Raw genomic sequence first — 14,450 nt, 5'->3', positions numbered from 1 at the left:
GGTGGGGCCGGCGGATGAAAAAGCTCAGTTCTCCTGCGCCTGGGCCAGGATGGCGCGCACCGCCTCGGCATCCGGCGCGGCCAGGGCCGCGTTGGCGATCTGCTCACACGTGGTCAGGCTGGTGGCGCGAATGGCCTGCTTCACGCGGGGCACGGCATTGCCGTGCATGGAAAGCTGGCGGATGCCCAGCCCCAGCAGCAAGGGCGTGGCGGCGGGGCGGCTGGCCAGTTCCCCGCAGATGGAAACCGGCACGCCGGTGGCGGCCGCGAAGCTGGTGGTAAGATGGATCAGCCGCAGCACGGCGGGTTCCAGCGGGTCGTAGAGCTTGACCGCGCCAGGCGAGGCACGGTCCGCCGCCAGCGTGTACATCGTGAGATCGTTGGTGCCGATGGCGAAGAATTCCGCATGGCTGGCCAGGAGGGGCGCGGCCAGCGCGGCGGCCGGTGTTTCCACCATGATGCCGAGCGGGGGCATTTTCTCCGGCAATGTTATGCTCTTGCGGCGCTTCAGCCGGCGCCAGACACGGCGCATCGCCTCGCGTGTTTCGGTGATTTCCTTGGCGACGGAGACCATTGGCACCATGATGCGCACCGGCCCGGCGGCGGCGGCGCGCAGGATGGCGGCAAGCTGGGTTTCCAGCAATGCCTCATGTTGCAGCAATAGCCGGATACCGCGCAGGCCCATGGCCGGGTTTGCTTCCGGGCTGTCCGGCAGATAGCGCGAGAGAGCCTCGATCTCCTTGTCCGATCCCCAATCGAGCAGCCGGATGGTGACGGGCTCGCCATCCATCGCCTCGATGATGTCCTGATAGATACGGGCCTGGTGATCTTCGTCCGGGGCGGTCTCCCGGTTCATGAACATGAATTCGGAGCGGAGCAGGCCGATGCCGCGCGCGCCGGATTCGGCGATCATGGTCAATTCGAAAGGCAGTTCGAGATTGGCCTGCAACTCGATCTGCGCGCCGCAGCGCGTTTGCGCCGGCAGATTTTGCAGCCGGGTGAGGGCGCGCCGCGCGCGGGTCTGGGCGGAATGTTTCTTGCGCGCCGCCTCCAGGCTGGTTTTGGAGGGGTTGAGGACGACATCGCCGCTATCGCCATCCACGATAACCAGGCTGCCGGTTATCGCCTTGTCCAATAGCCCGGAGACGCCGAGTACGGCGGGCAGACCGAGCGCGCGCAGCATCACCGCCGTGTGCCCGTCCAATCCACCCTCGGCGGTGACGATGCCGGCGAAGCGTGTGGGGTGGATCAGCGCGGCTTCCGCCGGGCGCAGATCCTGCGCGGCGAGGATACTGCCTTGGGGCAATTGCTCGAAGGAACGAAAAGACTGGCGGGTGAGGTTGCGGATGAGGCGGCGGGCGACCTCGCGCACTTCCTCGGCCCGGCGCTGGCGCCCGGCTTTGTCCCCGCCTGTCTGTGCCATGATCAGCGCGGCTTGCGCTTCGGCTTCCTCGTGGGCGGCGGCTTCGGCGCCATGGCCGCCATCCTGGATCCGGGCCTTGATGCCGCGCAGCAGGCGCGAGGGGCCCAGCATGTGCAGATGCGCGTCCAGCAGCGGGGCGATCTCGGCCTGGCTGTCCTTGGGCAGGGCGGTCAGGCGGGATTTGAGTTTTTGCAACTGGTGGCGGGAGCGGGCGACAGCTTCCTCCAACCGGGCCAGTTCGGCGGGAAGTTCGGAAGGGGCGGGTTTTTCCGTCGAGATGACGAGGGAAGCCTCCGTCGCCTCGTGCATGGGGCCGATGGCGATGCCGGGTGAAACGGGGTGGCCAGAAAAGCGGCGTTCCCGGGGTTTAGTCGGTTTCATGGAAGCCGGCCTCGATCAGCGCCGTGATGGCGTCGAGAGCTTCCCTGGCGTCGAATCCCTCGGCGGAAAGTGTGACGCTGCTGCCGATTCCAGCACCCAGCATCATTAGCCCCATGATGGAACGGGCGGAAACGGACTGGCCATCCTTGGCGACTTCCACGTTGGCGGAGAATTGCTCGGCCAATGTGACAAGCTTGGCGGCGGCGCGGGCGTGCAAGCCACGGCGGTTGACGATGCCGACATCGGCGGTGATCACGGAGCCGTCCATTGCGCTTAGCCCGCCGCCGCGTTGCAGGCGGCCGGTGCCTGCGGCTGCAGGTCATGGCCGTTGCAGATATATTTCTTGCCGGCCGCCTCGGCGGTTTGCACGGCCTCGGCAAGGGTCATCTGGCCGCGGATCTTGGCCAGCTTGACCAGGAGCGGCAGGTTCACGCCGCCGAGGATCTCGATATTGGGCTGGGACGCCATGGACATGGCGAGATTCGAAGGGGTGCCGCCGAACATGTCGGTGAGCAGGATGACGCCGTCGCCATCGTCCACCTCGGCGATGCGCTTGGCGATCTCGGCCTTCTGGCCTTCAAAGGCCGCGTCGGACTCGACGCAGACAGTGGCCAATTGGCGTTGCTTGCCCACCACATGTTCCATGGCATCGCGCATGGCCAGGGCCAGCGTGCCATGGGTAACGAGAACAAGACCGATCATGGGTTTTGACTCATGCTTTCCCTGGCGGAGAGGTGACTGGCCGGGCGGCGCGGAACTTCGCGGCTTCCCGGTGTGTGACGTCAACGCGCCAGCCTGCCTGGACGAGATGTGTGCTTAATTGTTCAACCATATAAACCGATCTATGTTGCCCGCCGGTACACCCGACACAGATTGTTGCATATTTCTTTCCCTCCTGCACGAATCTCGGCAGTAAAAATGTGATGAGATTCAAAACTTTAGAGAAGTATATCGCAAAATCAGGGTCTTGTTCGATGAAGTTGCCAACTTCGGGGGCGAGTCCCGAGAGCGGGCGCAAATTGGGGTCGTAATAAGGGTTTTTTAAGAAGCGCGCATCGAAAACCAGATCCGCCTCTGGGGGCAGGCCGGCCGCGTAGGAGAAGGAAACCAGGGAGATGGCCAGCCCCGGCGAGAAGGCGCCATAGCGTTGCTCCACCATGTTGCGCAGCCTGGGAAGGGGCAGGGCGGAGGTGTCCAGCAGCCAGTCCGCCGCGCGGGCGAGCGGGGCGGTGAGGGTGCGCTCCAGGGCGATGCCGTCGGCGATGGCGCCGGTTTGGGCGAGGGGATGGCGCCGGCGGGTTTCGGAATAACGGCGCAGCAACACCGTGTCGTCCGCCGTGGTATAAACGAGGGAGGGGTCCAGCCTTTCATGCCGGCGCAGCTTGGCCAGGGCTTCCAGCACGGAGGCGGCTGAAAAGCCGCGGGAGCGGGCATCCACGCCGATGGCAAGATTCTGGCTGGCTTGGCTGGTTAAGGTTTCCAGCGTGTCGAGCGGCGGGTTGTCCACGGTTTCGAAGCCGAGATCCTCCAACGCGCGCAGCAGGGAGTTCTTGCCCGCGCCGGACAGGCCGGTGACCAGGACCACGTGCAGCTTATCCGGCGTGGTGTTCATGCGGCGAAGGCACCGGCCAGTTGGGGAATATTGCCGCAAGCGGCTTCCAGCGCCAGGGCGGCGCGGGGGGCCGCGGATGGGTGGGTGGCATCCAGCGTGATTTCCGGCAAATTAAGTGTCGCGTGCCGCCGTGGGGTGGGCAGGCGCGCCGCCGGGCTGGACTCGAGCGAGACGACCAGACGCAGGCGCGCGGGCGCGATATAGGGCAGGCGGAACAGGCCGAGGCCGCGAACCTCCAGCAGGCCGGCCAGGGTGGGGACGGGGCTGGCCATCTCCTCCTCGATCAGCACTTGATCGTCCGCGACCAAGGCGAAGCCTCGATCGATCAGCCGAAGCAGCAGATCCGATTTCCCCGCGCCGGAAGGGCCGAGGAGCAACAAGGCGTCACCGCCCGGCTGGTTGGTCCGGGCGGCACAGGATGCGTGCCAGTACATGGTGGACGGATTGTGGCAAAATTTGGGCGGACGTGAAAGGCTTGACATATGAAGTTACATGCGGATGCCGCATTGCGGCGCCCGCATGAGTCTTAGACCGCAGCTTTAGACCGCCGGCAGCTCATAGCCCGGGGTTTCCAGCATGGCCTGGTCGGAAACCTCCACCAGGGCCGCGCGGTCGAACCCGTTGAAGGCGGTGCGCAGGCAGGTGCCGTAGGCGCCGAGCTGGCCGATTTCGATCCAGTCGCCCTCGGTCACGTCGTCCGGCAGGAGAAAGGGGCCATGCATCACGTCCAGGGAATCGCAGCTTGGGCCGAAGAAGCCGAATGGCGCGTCCGCTGCGCCCTGGCTGGCGTGGGCGCGCAGCAGGCGGGTGGGAAAGCGAAAGCGCAGGGCCCCGGCATCGGCCAGGGCGCCATATACGCCATCGTTGATATAGAGCATGTGGCCACGGCGCATTTGCACCTGCACCACCACGGAGGCGCCGCCACCGACAAGAGCCCGGCCCGGCTCCGCCCAGAGTTTCAGCCAAGGCATGTTCAGCGCCTCGTAAGCGGCGTCGATCTCGGCCATGAAGGCGCTGAGCGGGGGCGGGTCCATGTCCGGGTAGGCGATGGGAAAGCCGCCGCCAATATCCAGCACGTCCACGCGGATGCCAGCGGCGCGGATGACCTCGCCCGCGCGGCGCAGGGCGTCGCGCCAGGCCAGAGGGTCCAGGCATTGGGAGCCGACATGGAAGGCAAGGCCGAGTTTGCCGGCCAGCGGGCGCGCGGCGCGCAGCAAGCTGGCGGCCTGCGTGGCGTCGGCACCGAATTTCTTGGACAAATCGATGGCGGCGCCGGTTTCCGGCAGGGCCAAGCGGATGAACAGGCCAGGCATGGTTGCCGGCTTGGCGGTCTCCGGTTTGTTCAGCTCCTGCATGATCTTGGCAAGTTCGTCTTCGGAATCGAGCACGAAATCACGCACCCCATGCAGCATCCAGGCTTCGCGGATGGCGGAGCGGGCCTTGACCGGGTGCATGAAATGAATGTCCGCGCCAGGGAAAAGCCGGCGGACGAGCTGGACCTCGGAGATGGAAGCGCAGTCGAAATGGCGTATGCCGCCATTCCACAAGGCGCGCAGCACAGCGGGTTCCGGGTTGCACTTCACGGCATAAAGCACATCGCCATTGAAAGCGGCGCTGAAGGCCTGGGCGGCGGCGCCGATGACGCCCGGGCGCACGCAATGCAAGGGCTCCTCCGGACGGAGGGTTTTGACCATGTCATCGACACGGGGCAGGATTTTGGTGTCGCCCCGAAGGGAGATGTGACGGTGCAGCGGGCCCACGGCCGCGCGGTTTTCAATAAGGCTCATAGAGTGGTGGTCCCCGGCATAAAGGCAGCGGACAAAGAGTGGTCCGCCATAAAATTCGAATTGGACGATCACGCCGCGATGTGCGTTGCGCGGGCGGTGTCAGAGATCGGTGTGATCAGGCTCGGGCCAGGGGACTTCGCATCACGATATTCCGTTCAAGCAGCAACATCAAAACTCTCCCAATTGATCCCGGTTTCCGTGGAAACCGACTCTCGACCTACCAGGATGCGTCTCGTCGTTGCTGTACCCAGTGTCTGGGTTCGCGGCACGTGCGATGCATCAGAAGGATTTTAAGGCAAAATCCAACGTTTAGGGCTTTAAAGCATATCTGCCGGCAAGTGTTATGTTATTTTTGCATAAGATATTGGTTCTGGTCTCGTTCAGCTGTGGGGTTACGCAACGACCCGGGTGGGAAGCGTGGGCATGCCCTGGGTGGTAAGGTCTTGCGGTTGGCTTTCCTGCCGGTGGTCGATGACCATGTAGCCCCGGCCCCAATTGGTCTCTATGAAATCATCCACCCCCAGCGCTTGCAGCTTTTTGCGGATCTTGCAGATAAAGACATCGATGATTTTCGGGTTTGGTTCATCCAGCCCGCCATAAAGATGGTCGAGGATGGCCTCCTTGCTGAGGACGACGCCTTTGCGCAAGGCCAGGATCTCCGCGATTTGATATTCCTTTTTGGTGAGCATGACAGGCCGGCCATTGGCGTAGATTTTCTTGGCGTTCATGTTGATTTCGACTTGGCCGATTCTGAGTGCGTTTTCCTGGAAGCCGCGTGAACGGCGGATGAGGTTCTGCACCTTCATGAAGACCTCTTCGTGGGAGAGGGCATCCACGATCAGGTCGTCAGCGCCGGTCTGGAGAATGCGCAGGCGGGCGGCTTCGCTCATGGAGCGGGCAATGGCGATCAACGGTGCGCGAATGCGGGCGAGACGCAGCTTGCGGATGAGTTCCAGATCTCCCAGCCGGCTCTCCGACAAGCGCAGCAAAATCGCGTCGTAATCGTAGAATTTGACCAGATCGAGGGCTTCTTCCGGATCGTTGGTCTCGTCGACGATCGCCATTCTGGAACGGAGAAAGGCGGTTAGCAGGTCTTTTTTTACAGACATTGTCTCAAAAGACATTATTTTCATAACGGCCTCCTTGGGGAATAAAGAAAAAATACAACCAATGAGGGTAATCGTCAATAAAATTTTTCAACCATCACGAGAAACATATAAATTTTAAGATTATTTTATTAAAATGATTTACATAAAATAAACTCGAAGGAAAATCTGAATAAAGTGTTTGTTTTCAGTATTTTAACCTTGGTTTTGGCGGGGCTCGGGACGCCCGCCGCGTGGGGCGGCGGGGCGGCGGCGGGGGAGATGGCGTGAAAAAAGCATGCCGGGTGGCCTTGGTTCAGCCCGGCATGAATTTGCCTCGGAAAAAAAGTTGAAAATAATATGCCAAGACGAGGCGCGCGGTTCGCGCCGTTGCCTTTCACGCTTGCGCGTCAGTTTACAAAGTTTCGGCTTTAGCCGCCGCCGGCATGTTGGGGAGGATTATGCTCCCCTGCGATTTTGGATGCGCGCATGGGCGCGGAGGCAGGCCGCGCGGCGGTGCAATCGTGCAGCAGCGATCTGGCCGTGTCTGTCCAGCGTGGCGGGGTGAAATGTTGGGCGATGCGCGCGGCGGCGGCGGCGGGCTGTTCGGGCTGTTCGATCCAGGTGCGGATTTTCGTGTAGGCGTCCGTAAGGTTGTCGGGGTCGAAATAGCAGCAGAAGGAGCCGCCGGCCTCGGGAATCGCGGAGCTGGAGGAGGCGGCGACGGGTTTGCCAAAGCAGAGCGATTCCGTCACGGGTAGCCCCCAGCCTTCATATAAGGACGGGTACAGGGTGAAGAGGCAATGTTGGTAAAGGGCCGCGAGCTGGGTCTCCGAAGGCTGGTCCACAAATAGGATCTTGCCGTCCAGATGGCGGGCGTTTTCGAGCTGTTGCATCAGGTCGGAGGTCAGCCAGCCCGCTTTGCCCGCGAAGACCAGGCAGGGCACGCCGTTGGCGGGTGGGTCGTTCAGCAGGCGCCGCCAGACACGCAGCATGCCGCCGTGATTTTTACGGGCCTCGATGGTGCCGACCATCAATATATAAGGTTGCGGCAAGGGGCGCGGCAGCTTGGCGGTGGGGGCCGTGCCGTTGCCGCCGGGCGGCAGTAATGCATATGGCGGCACCGGGCGGTTGCGGCGTTTCAGGCAGAATTCCAGATCCTTGAGCGTATGGTTCGAGATGGCGAAGACCTGGCTGGCGCGGGGGACGGTGTCCTCCAGCCAATCGGAGAAATCCTGGACCATGGAATGGGTGCACCATTCGGGGAAGAGGTCCGGGATCATGTCATGGGCGAACAGGCCGAGACGGATGCCGGATTTGTCGAGATGATCCAGGAATGCCCGCGTATATGGCCGCTCCCATGAGGCGCCAAGATTGACCAGCCAGTCGCCGGGCTGGAGGGAGAGGGGAAGAGAGGCGGTTTCGGCGGGTAACCGTGGCGCGGGGGATGAATCGGGAACCGGCGCCGGGCGCAAGGCGGCGAGGCAGGCCTTGGCCAGGGTTTTTGTGGCGCGGGCGCTGGCGAGGCCGGAACGGTAGATTTCCCCTAGCGGCAGGCGGTAGGCGGGAGGCAGGGAGCGGGCCAAGGTGAAGAGGCGCGAGGGGGTGGGCGGCGCGGCGGGTGGCGCCGCGGCGATGGCGGCGGGCGGCTGGAGGATATGTTCCGAACTGGCGCGGATGCTGGCTTCGAGGGCCGCAAAATCGACCCGCAGCAGGCGGGTGCCGAGTTCATTGCGGCGGCAGAAACCGATATCGTTCGTCTGGCCGGCCAAATGGGCGGTGGCGGCGCAGACCTCGAAACTGAAGCGTTGGATGCCGGTGGGGCGTTTGGCGCTCTGGAAGAAGCGAATCAGATCCTCAACATCGAACCAGACCGTCATATGCCCTACCTGTTTGTTCAGGCGCAGCTTAGACGGCTCATGCCGGTTTCGCCACCGCAGGTTGTTGGCTGGCGGTGCTTTCCGGCCGGGAGGCGATTGCATGCCGGGGAGGCGCTGGTTAATTTGCCAGCCATGAAAAGACATTTGGCGGGCGGGCTGGTTTTGGCATTGTCTTTGGCGGGGCTGGCGCACGCTGGGGGGTTGCCCGCCCGCGCGCCGGGGCTCTGGTGGAGTTCAACCAGCGTGATGGGGCCGGATGGCGCGCCCATGCCGCAGGCGCAGAATGTGGTGGTGTTGAGTTGCGTGGATGCGGCGACGGACCAAAAATTCCTGCTGAGCGGCAGCGGGGCGTGCAGCCAGTTGAAGGTGTCCGGCGCGGGTGGGCACTATAAAATCGAGGGTGTTTGCAAGCAGGGGGGCGGGCAGGTCAGGATCGATGAAGCCCTTACATATGTCGGCGACAAATCCGTGTTGTTGAAAGCGGCCTTGAAGGCGCCGGGCGGCACCGTGACGATGACATCCTCCTTGCATTGGCAAGGGCCTTGCCTGCCGGGCATGGAACCGGGCGATGAAGGGGCCATGGTCGATGGCAGGTTCAGCAAGTCCGGCAATATCAACGACCCGCTCGCGCCGTAATATGGGTTTGCCGCCCCGGGCCTTCGTGAACCGGCATGATTTCGCCCGTTTGGGGCTGATGGCGGTGCTGGGATTCTCTTCCGGCCTGCCTTGGGCGCTGTCCGGCCCGACGCTGAGGCTCTGGATGGCCAGCGAGCATGTGGCGCTGGGGTTGATCGGGCTGACGGCGAATATCGGCTTGGCCTATCTGCTGAAATTTGTCTGGGCGCCGTTTTTCGACGAGGCGAAGCCGTTTTTCTTTGGACGGCGGCGGGGCTGGCTGATCACGGTGCAGATCGTGCTGGCGCTGAGCATCGCGGCGCTGGCGATCAGCGATCCGGCCAGCCATGTGTGGCTGACCTTGGGGCTGGGGGCGCTGGTGGCGTTCTGCTCGGCCAGTCAGGACATTATTATAGATGCGTGGCGTATCGAAAGCTTCACGCCCAGGCTGCAAGGGGCCGCCCTGGCCTGCGAGGTGTGGGGCTGGCGCGTGGCGTTTCTGGTGTCCAATGCCGGGGTGATCGCGCTGTCGGTGAAGACCGGCTGGCATGTGGCGGTGGGGTTGATGGCGGTGCTGGCGTTGCTGGGGCCGCTGGCGGTGTTGTTCGCGCCGGAACCCAAGGTGACGCGCGAGGCGCATCCGGCCGGAATCGCGGCGCGTTTTGCCCAGGCGGTGCGCGAGCCGTTGCAGGAATTCCTGACCCGGCGCGGGGCTTTGGTGGTGATTGCCTTCATTATATTGTTCCGCTTCGGCGGGGCGCTGGGGGCGACGATGCTGGGGCCGTTTTATCTCTCGCTGGGGTTCAACCGCGCCATGATCGCGGTGGCGAGCGGGCCGATTTCACTGTTTTGCGGGCTGGCTGGAACGGGGCTGGGGGCGGTGCTGGTGATGCGCCTGGGGGTGGGGCGGGCGCTGCTGCTGACCGCCTTGTTGCAGGTGGCGGCCTTGTGCCTGTATCCGGTGCTGGGGCTGTTTCCGCATTTGCCGCATATATTGCTGATCATTTCAGCGGTGGAGGCGTTTACCGACGCGTTTTCGGACACGGCGTTTCTCTCCTACCTCTCGGGGCTGTGTCATCCGGAGCATACGGCCACGCAATATGCGCTGCTGTCCTCGCTGGCCCCCCTGGCGTTGCATACCGTGGCGGGGCTGTCGGGTTTTCTGGCGGCGCAGGTCGGGTTCGTGCCGTTTTTCATGATGGCGGCGGGAGCGGCGCTGCCGGGGATCGTGCTGCTGTTGGTCATCTTGCGGCTCTATCCGCCGGCGGAGAAGCGGGCCGCAATGGCCTGATCAGATCAGCCTGATCGGATCCCCCGCGCGGAGGGTGCCGCCCTTGGTGATTTCGGCGAAGATGCCGAGTTCGATATGGCCAAAATGGGAACGCAGTTCCTTGACCGGGTTGGCGTCGCGCTCGGCGGTGTCCGGGTTGACCATGGTGGCGGCGCAGCGGTCGATGCGCTCTTGCACCACCATTTCCACCTCGCCGATGGCGAGCTTGCGGCCGAGCCAGGAAAACTCCTCCCAGGGCTCGCTGTCTTCGATATAGACATTGGCGCGGAAGCGGCGCTTGTCGCGCGTGGCGCCCACGGCCTGCTCCAGGGTGGCGAGGGAGGACAAGCCGATGAGGCTGACAACCTGGGTCTTGTGGTCGCAGAAGCTGTGCCCGGGAAAGAAGTGGAATTTGGGGGGCTCGCCTTGTGTGCCGTAGCGGGCCTCCTCTCCCAGGAAGGTGGTGAAATAAACGGTGAGGGCGGCTTGGCCTTCCGGCGTGAAGGGGGAGGCGGTGAGAGAGCCGGCCGGGCCGGCGATGTGGAGCAGGCCGGTGGCGTCGTCGAAGCGGGTTTTGAGCAAGGCGGCCTTGGGGTTCTTGGCCAGGCACATGAAATTCATCTTGGAGATCCAGGCCGGGTGGGTTTCGTCCAGTGCGGCGTCGCCTTGCTTGAGGGCGAAGGCGCGGTCCCAGGGGATGCAGCGGCCCGGCGTGAGCGGCGCGGATGCCAGGGTTTCGGGGGTCAGCCCCTTGATGGGATAGCGATAAAGGGATTCGATATGCATGTGGCCGATCTATCCTCGTTGAGGTACTTGAGCGAAATCATGGCCCTGCCCATATTGGGTTGGCAAGGTTGCGCCGCCTATTGAGGGGCGTGGCCTGAACGTTGCCTGGGATGCAGGGGCGAGAAAGGAAACAGAAGATGGATTTTGAGAAGTTCACGGAGCGGGCTCGCGGTTTTATTCAGGCGGCGCAGACCATTGCGATGCGTGAATATAACCAGCAGATCACGCCGGAGCATTTGCTGAAGGCGTTCCTCGACGATGAGGAGGGAGCCGCGAGCGGGTTGATCCGCATGGCGGGCGGCGATCCGGCCGGTGTGAAGCAGGCCGTGGATGCCGCCGTGGCGAAGCTGCCGAAAGTGCAAGGGTCTGGCGCCGGGCAACCGAGCGTGACGCCGGATCTGGTGCGGGTGTTGGATGCCGCCCAGCAGGCCGCGACCAAGGCGGGCGACAGTTTCGTGGCGCAGGATCGGATCCTGGTGGCGCTGGCGGCGAGCGACAATGCCGCCGGACGGGCGCTGAAGGCGGCGGGTGTGTCCGCCCAGGCGCTGGAAAAGGCGGTGAACGATGTGCGCAAGGGCCGCAAGGTGGATAGCGCCACGGCCGAGCAGCAATTCGACGCGCTGAAGAAATATGCGCGCGACGTGACGCAACTTGCGCGCGACCAGAAGCTGGACCCGGTGATCGGGCGCGACGAGGAGATCCGGCGCACGATTCAGGTGCTGGCGCGGCGGACGAAGAACAATCCCGTGCTGATCGGTGAGCCGGGCGTGGGCAAGACCGCGATCGTGGAGGGGTTGGCGCTGCGCATCGTGAATGGCGATGTGCCGGAGAGCCTGCGCAATAAGCGCGTGCTGGCGCTGGATATGGGCGCGCTGGTGGCGGGCGCCAAGTTCCGCGGTGAGTTCGAGGAGCGGTTGAAGGCCGTGCTGAAGGAGGTTGAGGCCGCCGAGGGCGAGGTGATTCTGTTCATCGACGAGATGCATACGCTGGTGGGCGCGGGCAAGGCGGATGGGGCGATGGATGCCTCCAACCTGCTGAAGCCGGAGCTGGCCCGTGGCGCGCTGCATTGCGTGGGGGCCACGACCTTGGACGAGTACCGCAAATATGTGGAGAAGGATGCGGCGCTGGCGCGGCGCTTCCAGCCCGTGTTCGTGGATGAGCCGAGCGTTGAGGATACGATCTCCATCCTGCGCGGAATCAAGGAAAAATACGAGCTGCACCATGGTGTGCGGATCACCGACAGCGCGCTGGTGGCGGCGGCCACGCTTTCCAACCGCTATATCACCGACCGGTTCTTGCCGGATAAGGCGATCGACCTTGTGGATGAGGCGGCGTCTCGCCTGCGCATGCAGGTGGACAGCAAGCCCGAGGCGCTGGATGAGCTGGACCGGCGGTTGATCCAGCTGAAGATCGAGCGCGAGGCGTTGAAGAAGGAGACCGACGCGGCCAGCCGGGACCGGCTGGAGAAGCTGGAATTCGAGCTGGGTGAGCTGGAAGAGAGATCTTCCGAGATGACCGCCAAGTGGAAGGCGGAAAAAGCCGAGCATGCCGAAGTGCAGAAAGTGCAGGAGCAGCTGGACCAGGCGCGTAACGAGGTGGAGATGGCCCAGCGCAAGGGGGATCTCGGTAAGGCCTCCGAACTGCTCTATGGGCGGATTCCGGAGCTTGAGAAGCAGCTTAGCGCGAAGCAGGACGGGAACCTGGTGAATGAGGCGGTGACGGAAGAGGCGATCGCCGCCGTTGTCTCGCGCTGGACCGGCGTGCCGGTGGAAAAGATGCTGGAGGGCGAGCGCGCCAAGCTGCTGCATATGGAGGACAATCTCCGGCAGCGCGTGGTGGGGCAGGAGGCAGCGCTTGTCGCGGTTTCCAATGCCGTGCGGCGCGCGCGGGCCGGGTTGCAGGACCCGAACCGGCCGATCGGCTCTTTCTTGTTCCTGGGGCCGACGGGTGTGGGCAAGACCGAGCTGACCAAGGCGCTGGCCGAGTTTTTGTTCGACGATGAGCGGGCGATGGTGCGGATCGACATGAGCGAGTTCATGGAGAAGCACTCGGTCTCCCGGTTGATCGGCGCGCCGCCGGGCTATGTTGGCTATGATGAGGGGGGAGTACTGACCGAGGCGGTACGGCGGCGCCCTTATCAGGTTGTGCTGTTCGACGAGGTGGAGAAGGCGCATGAGGATGTGTTCAATGTGCTGCTCCAGGTGCTCGACGATGGCCGCCTGACCGACGGCCAGGGACGCACGGTGGATTTCAAGAACACGATCATCGTGCTGACTTCCAATCTCGGCTCCGACATTCTGGCCGCGCAGAAGGAAGGCGAGGATGTGCGGATGGCCGAGGCGGGGGTGATGGCCAGGGTGCGCGAGCATTTCCGGCCGGAATTCCTGAACCGGCTGGATGAGATCGTGCTGTTCCGCCGGTTGCAGCGCGTGGATATGGGCGCCATTGTCACCATCCAGTTGAAGAGGCTGGAAGGGTTGCTGACGGAGCGCAATATCAGGCTGGATCTCGACCAGTCCGCCAGGGATTGGCTGGCGGAGGCGGGGTATGATCCGGTTTATGGCGCCAGGCCGTTGAAACGGGTGATCCAGCGCAACCTGCAAAATCCTCTGGCGGGATTGATCCTGGAAGGGGCCGTGAAGGACGGGGATAGCGTGAAGGTCTCCGGCTCTGAGCAAGGGTTGGTGATCGGCGGTCATCTGGCCGAGGCGGCGTAAGTGGTAAACTCCCTCAAGTGACCAGCTTGGGGGAGTTTTTTTATGACCGATACCGCGCTGCTCGTGATCGACGCGCAGAATGTCTATGCGTTGCCCGACTCGCCGCTTTGCGTGCCGGCGTTTGAGGAGACGCTGGGGCGGATCAACCGGCTTGTCGAGGGCTTCTCGGCGGCGGCAAGGCCCGTGATTTATGTGCGCCATGTGCACCGGGCCGATGGGCGCGATGCCGGGCGGATGTTCGATTTCTCCGGCGCCGCGGAGCCGGTGGGGTTCGTGGAGGGCTCGACCGAGGCCGACTATGTGCCGGGGCTGAAGATTGTGCCCGAGGGGCTGCATATGACCAAGCATCGCTATTCCTGCTTCGAGGGCACGGAGCTGGAGGCGATTTTGCGTAGCCTGGGCGTGAAGGCCGTGACGATTTGCGGATACATGACCAATTTCTGCTGTGAGACCACGGCCCGCGCGGCGCATGACAAGGATTATTTTGTCGATTTCATCGCGGATGCCACGGGCGCGCCGGATCTGGGGGAAGAGTATCGCCAGCCCGCGATTATCCAGGCGGTTTGCACCACTTTGGCGGCGGGGTTTGCCCGGATTTTGACGACGGAAGCCTGCCTTGAAGCTATGCGTTAAATGCATGGCGAAATTGCCGCAGTGCAAAAAATGAGGGTTTCTCTAGGGGGTGATTTTAAGAAATGAGGGTTTCCCTCGTTTTTTTTGTGGTTTGGCGATGATGAAGATGCGTTGACAGTGGAGGGTGGTGAGATGTAGAAGCCCGTCCACCGACGGGGTTTACGGACTTGATCTGGACTGCTTCTGAGGTTAGACTGGTTGGCCTTGCTGATGACCTGATGGTTTAAGTTTAGGTTGGTTGGTTTAGATCTTTGACAATTGC

13 protein-coding genes are annotated in these 14,450 nt (G+C 63.2%); 4 read left to right on the top strand and 9 right to left on the bottom strand.

The window, feature by feature from the left end; genetic code table 11:
* Positions 1 to 24: 24 nt before the first annotated feature.
* The 8 genes from ptsP to AB7D48_RS00030 all read right to left on the bottom strand — a co-directional run bounded on the left by ptsP (position 25) and on the right by AB7D48_RS00030 (position 8,167).
* Positions 25 to 1,803, bottom strand: a complete 1,779-nt coding sequence (gene ptsP / locus AB7D48_RS00065) for a phosphoenolpyruvate--protein phosphotransferase (protein ID WP_427974926.1) — start codon at positions 1,801 to 1,803, stop codon at positions 25 to 27.
* Complete coding sequence (locus AB7D48_RS00060) at positions 1,790 to 2,071, bottom strand: HPr family phosphocarrier protein (protein WP_427974923.1); 282 nt, start codon at positions 2,069 to 2,071, stop codon at positions 1,790 to 1,792. Before AB7D48_RS00060 ends, ptsP begins: the two co-directional genes overlap by 14 nt.
* Positions 2,072 to 2,076: 5 nt before the next feature.
* Positions 2,077 to 2,505, bottom strand: a complete 429-nt coding sequence (locus AB7D48_RS00055; RefSeq protein WP_427974921.1) for a PTS sugar transporter subunit IIA — start codon at positions 2,503 to 2,505, stop codon at positions 2,077 to 2,079.
* 10 nt (positions 2,506 to 2,515) lie between these two features.
* Positions 2,516 to 3,415, bottom strand: coding sequence for an RNase adapter RapZ (gene rapZ, locus AB7D48_RS00050; protein WP_427974918.1), 900 nt, complete (start codon positions 3,413 to 3,415; stop codon positions 2,516 to 2,518).
* On the bottom strand, positions 3,412 to 3,849 hold the full coding sequence (locus AB7D48_RS00045; RefSeq protein WP_427974916.1) for an HPr kinase/phosphorylase: 438 nt from the start codon (positions 3,847 to 3,849) through the stop codon (positions 3,412 to 3,414). Before AB7D48_RS00045 ends, rapZ begins: the two co-directional genes overlap by 4 nt.
* A gap of 105 nt (positions 3,850 to 3,954) precedes the next feature.
* A complete protein-coding gene (locus tag AB7D48_RS00040) occupies positions 3,955 to 5,202 on the bottom strand; it encodes a type III PLP-dependent enzyme (RefSeq protein ID WP_427974913.1) in 1,248 nt (415 codons plus the stop codon).
* A 392-nt stretch (positions 5,203 to 5,594) separates the two neighbouring features.
* Positions 5,595 to 6,266, bottom strand: coding sequence for a response regulator transcription factor (locus tag AB7D48_RS00035; RefSeq protein WP_427974911.1), 672 nt, complete (start codon positions 6,264 to 6,266; stop codon positions 5,595 to 5,597).
* Between the two features lie 452 nt (positions 6,267 to 6,718).
* Positions 6,719 to 8,167 (bottom strand): glycosyltransferase family 4 protein, encoded by a 1,449-nt coding sequence (locus AB7D48_RS00030; protein ID WP_427974909.1) that lies wholly within the window; start codon positions 8,165 to 8,167, stop codon positions 6,719 to 6,721.
* A 132-nt stretch (positions 8,168 to 8,299) separates the two neighbouring features.
* Here AB7D48_RS00030 and AB7D48_RS00025 point away from each other — a divergent pair, with 132 nt between their 5' ends.
* A complete protein-coding gene (locus tag AB7D48_RS00025; protein WP_427974907.1) occupies positions 8,300 to 8,803 on the top strand; it encodes a DUF3617 domain-containing protein in 504 nt (167 codons plus the stop codon).
* Positions 8,804 to 8,828: 25 nt separating this feature from the next.
* Positions 8,829 to 10,073: an AmpG family muropeptide MFS transporter gene (locus tag AB7D48_RS00020; RefSeq protein WP_427974904.1), complete on the top strand. Its 1,245-nt coding sequence runs from the start codon at positions 8,829 to 8,831 to the stop codon at positions 10,071 to 10,073.
* Here the strand turns inward: AB7D48_RS00020 and AB7D48_RS00015 are convergent, their stop codons facing one another.
* Positions 10,074 to 10,838: an MOSC domain-containing protein gene (locus AB7D48_RS00015; RefSeq protein WP_427974901.1), complete on the bottom strand. Its 765-nt coding sequence runs from the start codon at positions 10,836 to 10,838 to the stop codon at positions 10,074 to 10,076.
* 137 nt (positions 10,839 to 10,975) lie between these two features.
* Here AB7D48_RS00015 and clpB point away from each other — a divergent pair, with 137 nt between their 5' ends.
* Both clpB and AB7D48_RS00005 read left to right on the top strand, forming a co-directional pair.
* Positions 10,976 to 13,555, top strand: a complete 2,580-nt coding sequence (clpB, locus tag AB7D48_RS00010; RefSeq protein WP_427974898.1) for an ATP-dependent chaperone ClpB — start codon at positions 10,976 to 10,978, stop codon at positions 13,553 to 13,555.
* A gap of 42 nt (positions 13,556 to 13,597) precedes the next feature.
* Positions 13,598 to 14,188 (top strand): cysteine hydrolase family protein, encoded by a 591-nt coding sequence (locus AB7D48_RS00005; RefSeq protein ID WP_427974895.1) that lies wholly within the window; start codon positions 13,598 to 13,600, stop codon positions 14,186 to 14,188.
* Positions 14,189 to 14,450: the final 262 nt, after the last annotated feature.

This window comes from Acidocella sp. (assembly GCF_050253495.1).
GTDB lineage: Bacteria > Pseudomonadota > Alphaproteobacteria > Acetobacterales > Acetobacteraceae > Acidocella.
This window is presented reverse-complemented; position numbering and strand designations above follow the sequence as displayed.

Excerpts from the sequence above, each read along its gene's own strand:
- AB7D48_RS00045 (WP_427974916.1), bottom strand. The coding sequence starts at position 3,849 with ATGTACTGGCACGCATCCTGTGCCGCCCGGACCAACCAGCCGGGCGGT.
- ptsP (WP_427974926.1), bottom strand. The coding sequence starts at position 1,803 with ATGAAACCGACTAAACCCCGGGAACGCCGCTTTTCTGGCCACCCCGTT.
- AB7D48_RS00030 (WP_427974909.1), bottom strand. The coding sequence starts at position 8,167 with ATGACGGTCTGGTTCGATGTTGAGGATCTGATTCGCTTCTTCCAGAGC.
- AB7D48_RS00015 (WP_427974901.1), bottom strand. The coding sequence starts at position 10,838 with ATGCATATCGAATCCCTTTATCGCTATCCCATCAAGGGGCTGACCCCC.
- AB7D48_RS00005 (WP_427974895.1), top strand. The coding sequence starts at position 13,598 with ATGACCGATACCGCGCTGCTCGTGATCGACGCGCAGAATGTCTATGCG.
- AB7D48_RS00035 (WP_427974911.1), bottom strand. The coding sequence starts at position 6,266 with ATGGCGATCGTCGACGAGACCAACGATCCGGAAGAAGCCCTCGATCTG.
- AB7D48_RS00025 (WP_427974907.1), top strand. The coding sequence starts at position 8,300 with ATGAAAAGACATTTGGCGGGCGGGCTGGTTTTGGCATTGTCTTTGGCG.
- AB7D48_RS00060 (WP_427974923.1), bottom strand. The coding sequence starts at position 2,071 with ATGGACGGCTCCGTGATCACCGCCGATGTCGGCATCGTCAACCGCCGT.
- AB7D48_RS00055 (WP_427974921.1), bottom strand. The coding sequence starts at position 2,505 with ATGATCGGTCTTGTTCTCGTTACCCATGGCACGCTGGCCCTGGCCATG.
- rapZ (WP_427974918.1), bottom strand. The coding sequence starts at position 3,415 with ATGAACACCACGCCGGATAAGCTGCACGTGGTCCTGGTCACCGGCCTG.
- clpB (WP_427974898.1), top strand. The coding sequence starts at position 10,976 with ATGGATTTTGAGAAGTTCACGGAGCGGGCTCGCGGTTTTATTCAGGCG.
- AB7D48_RS00040 (WP_427974913.1), bottom strand. The coding sequence starts at position 5,202 with ATGAGCCTTATTGAAAACCGCGCGGCCGTGGGCCCGCTGCACCGTCAC.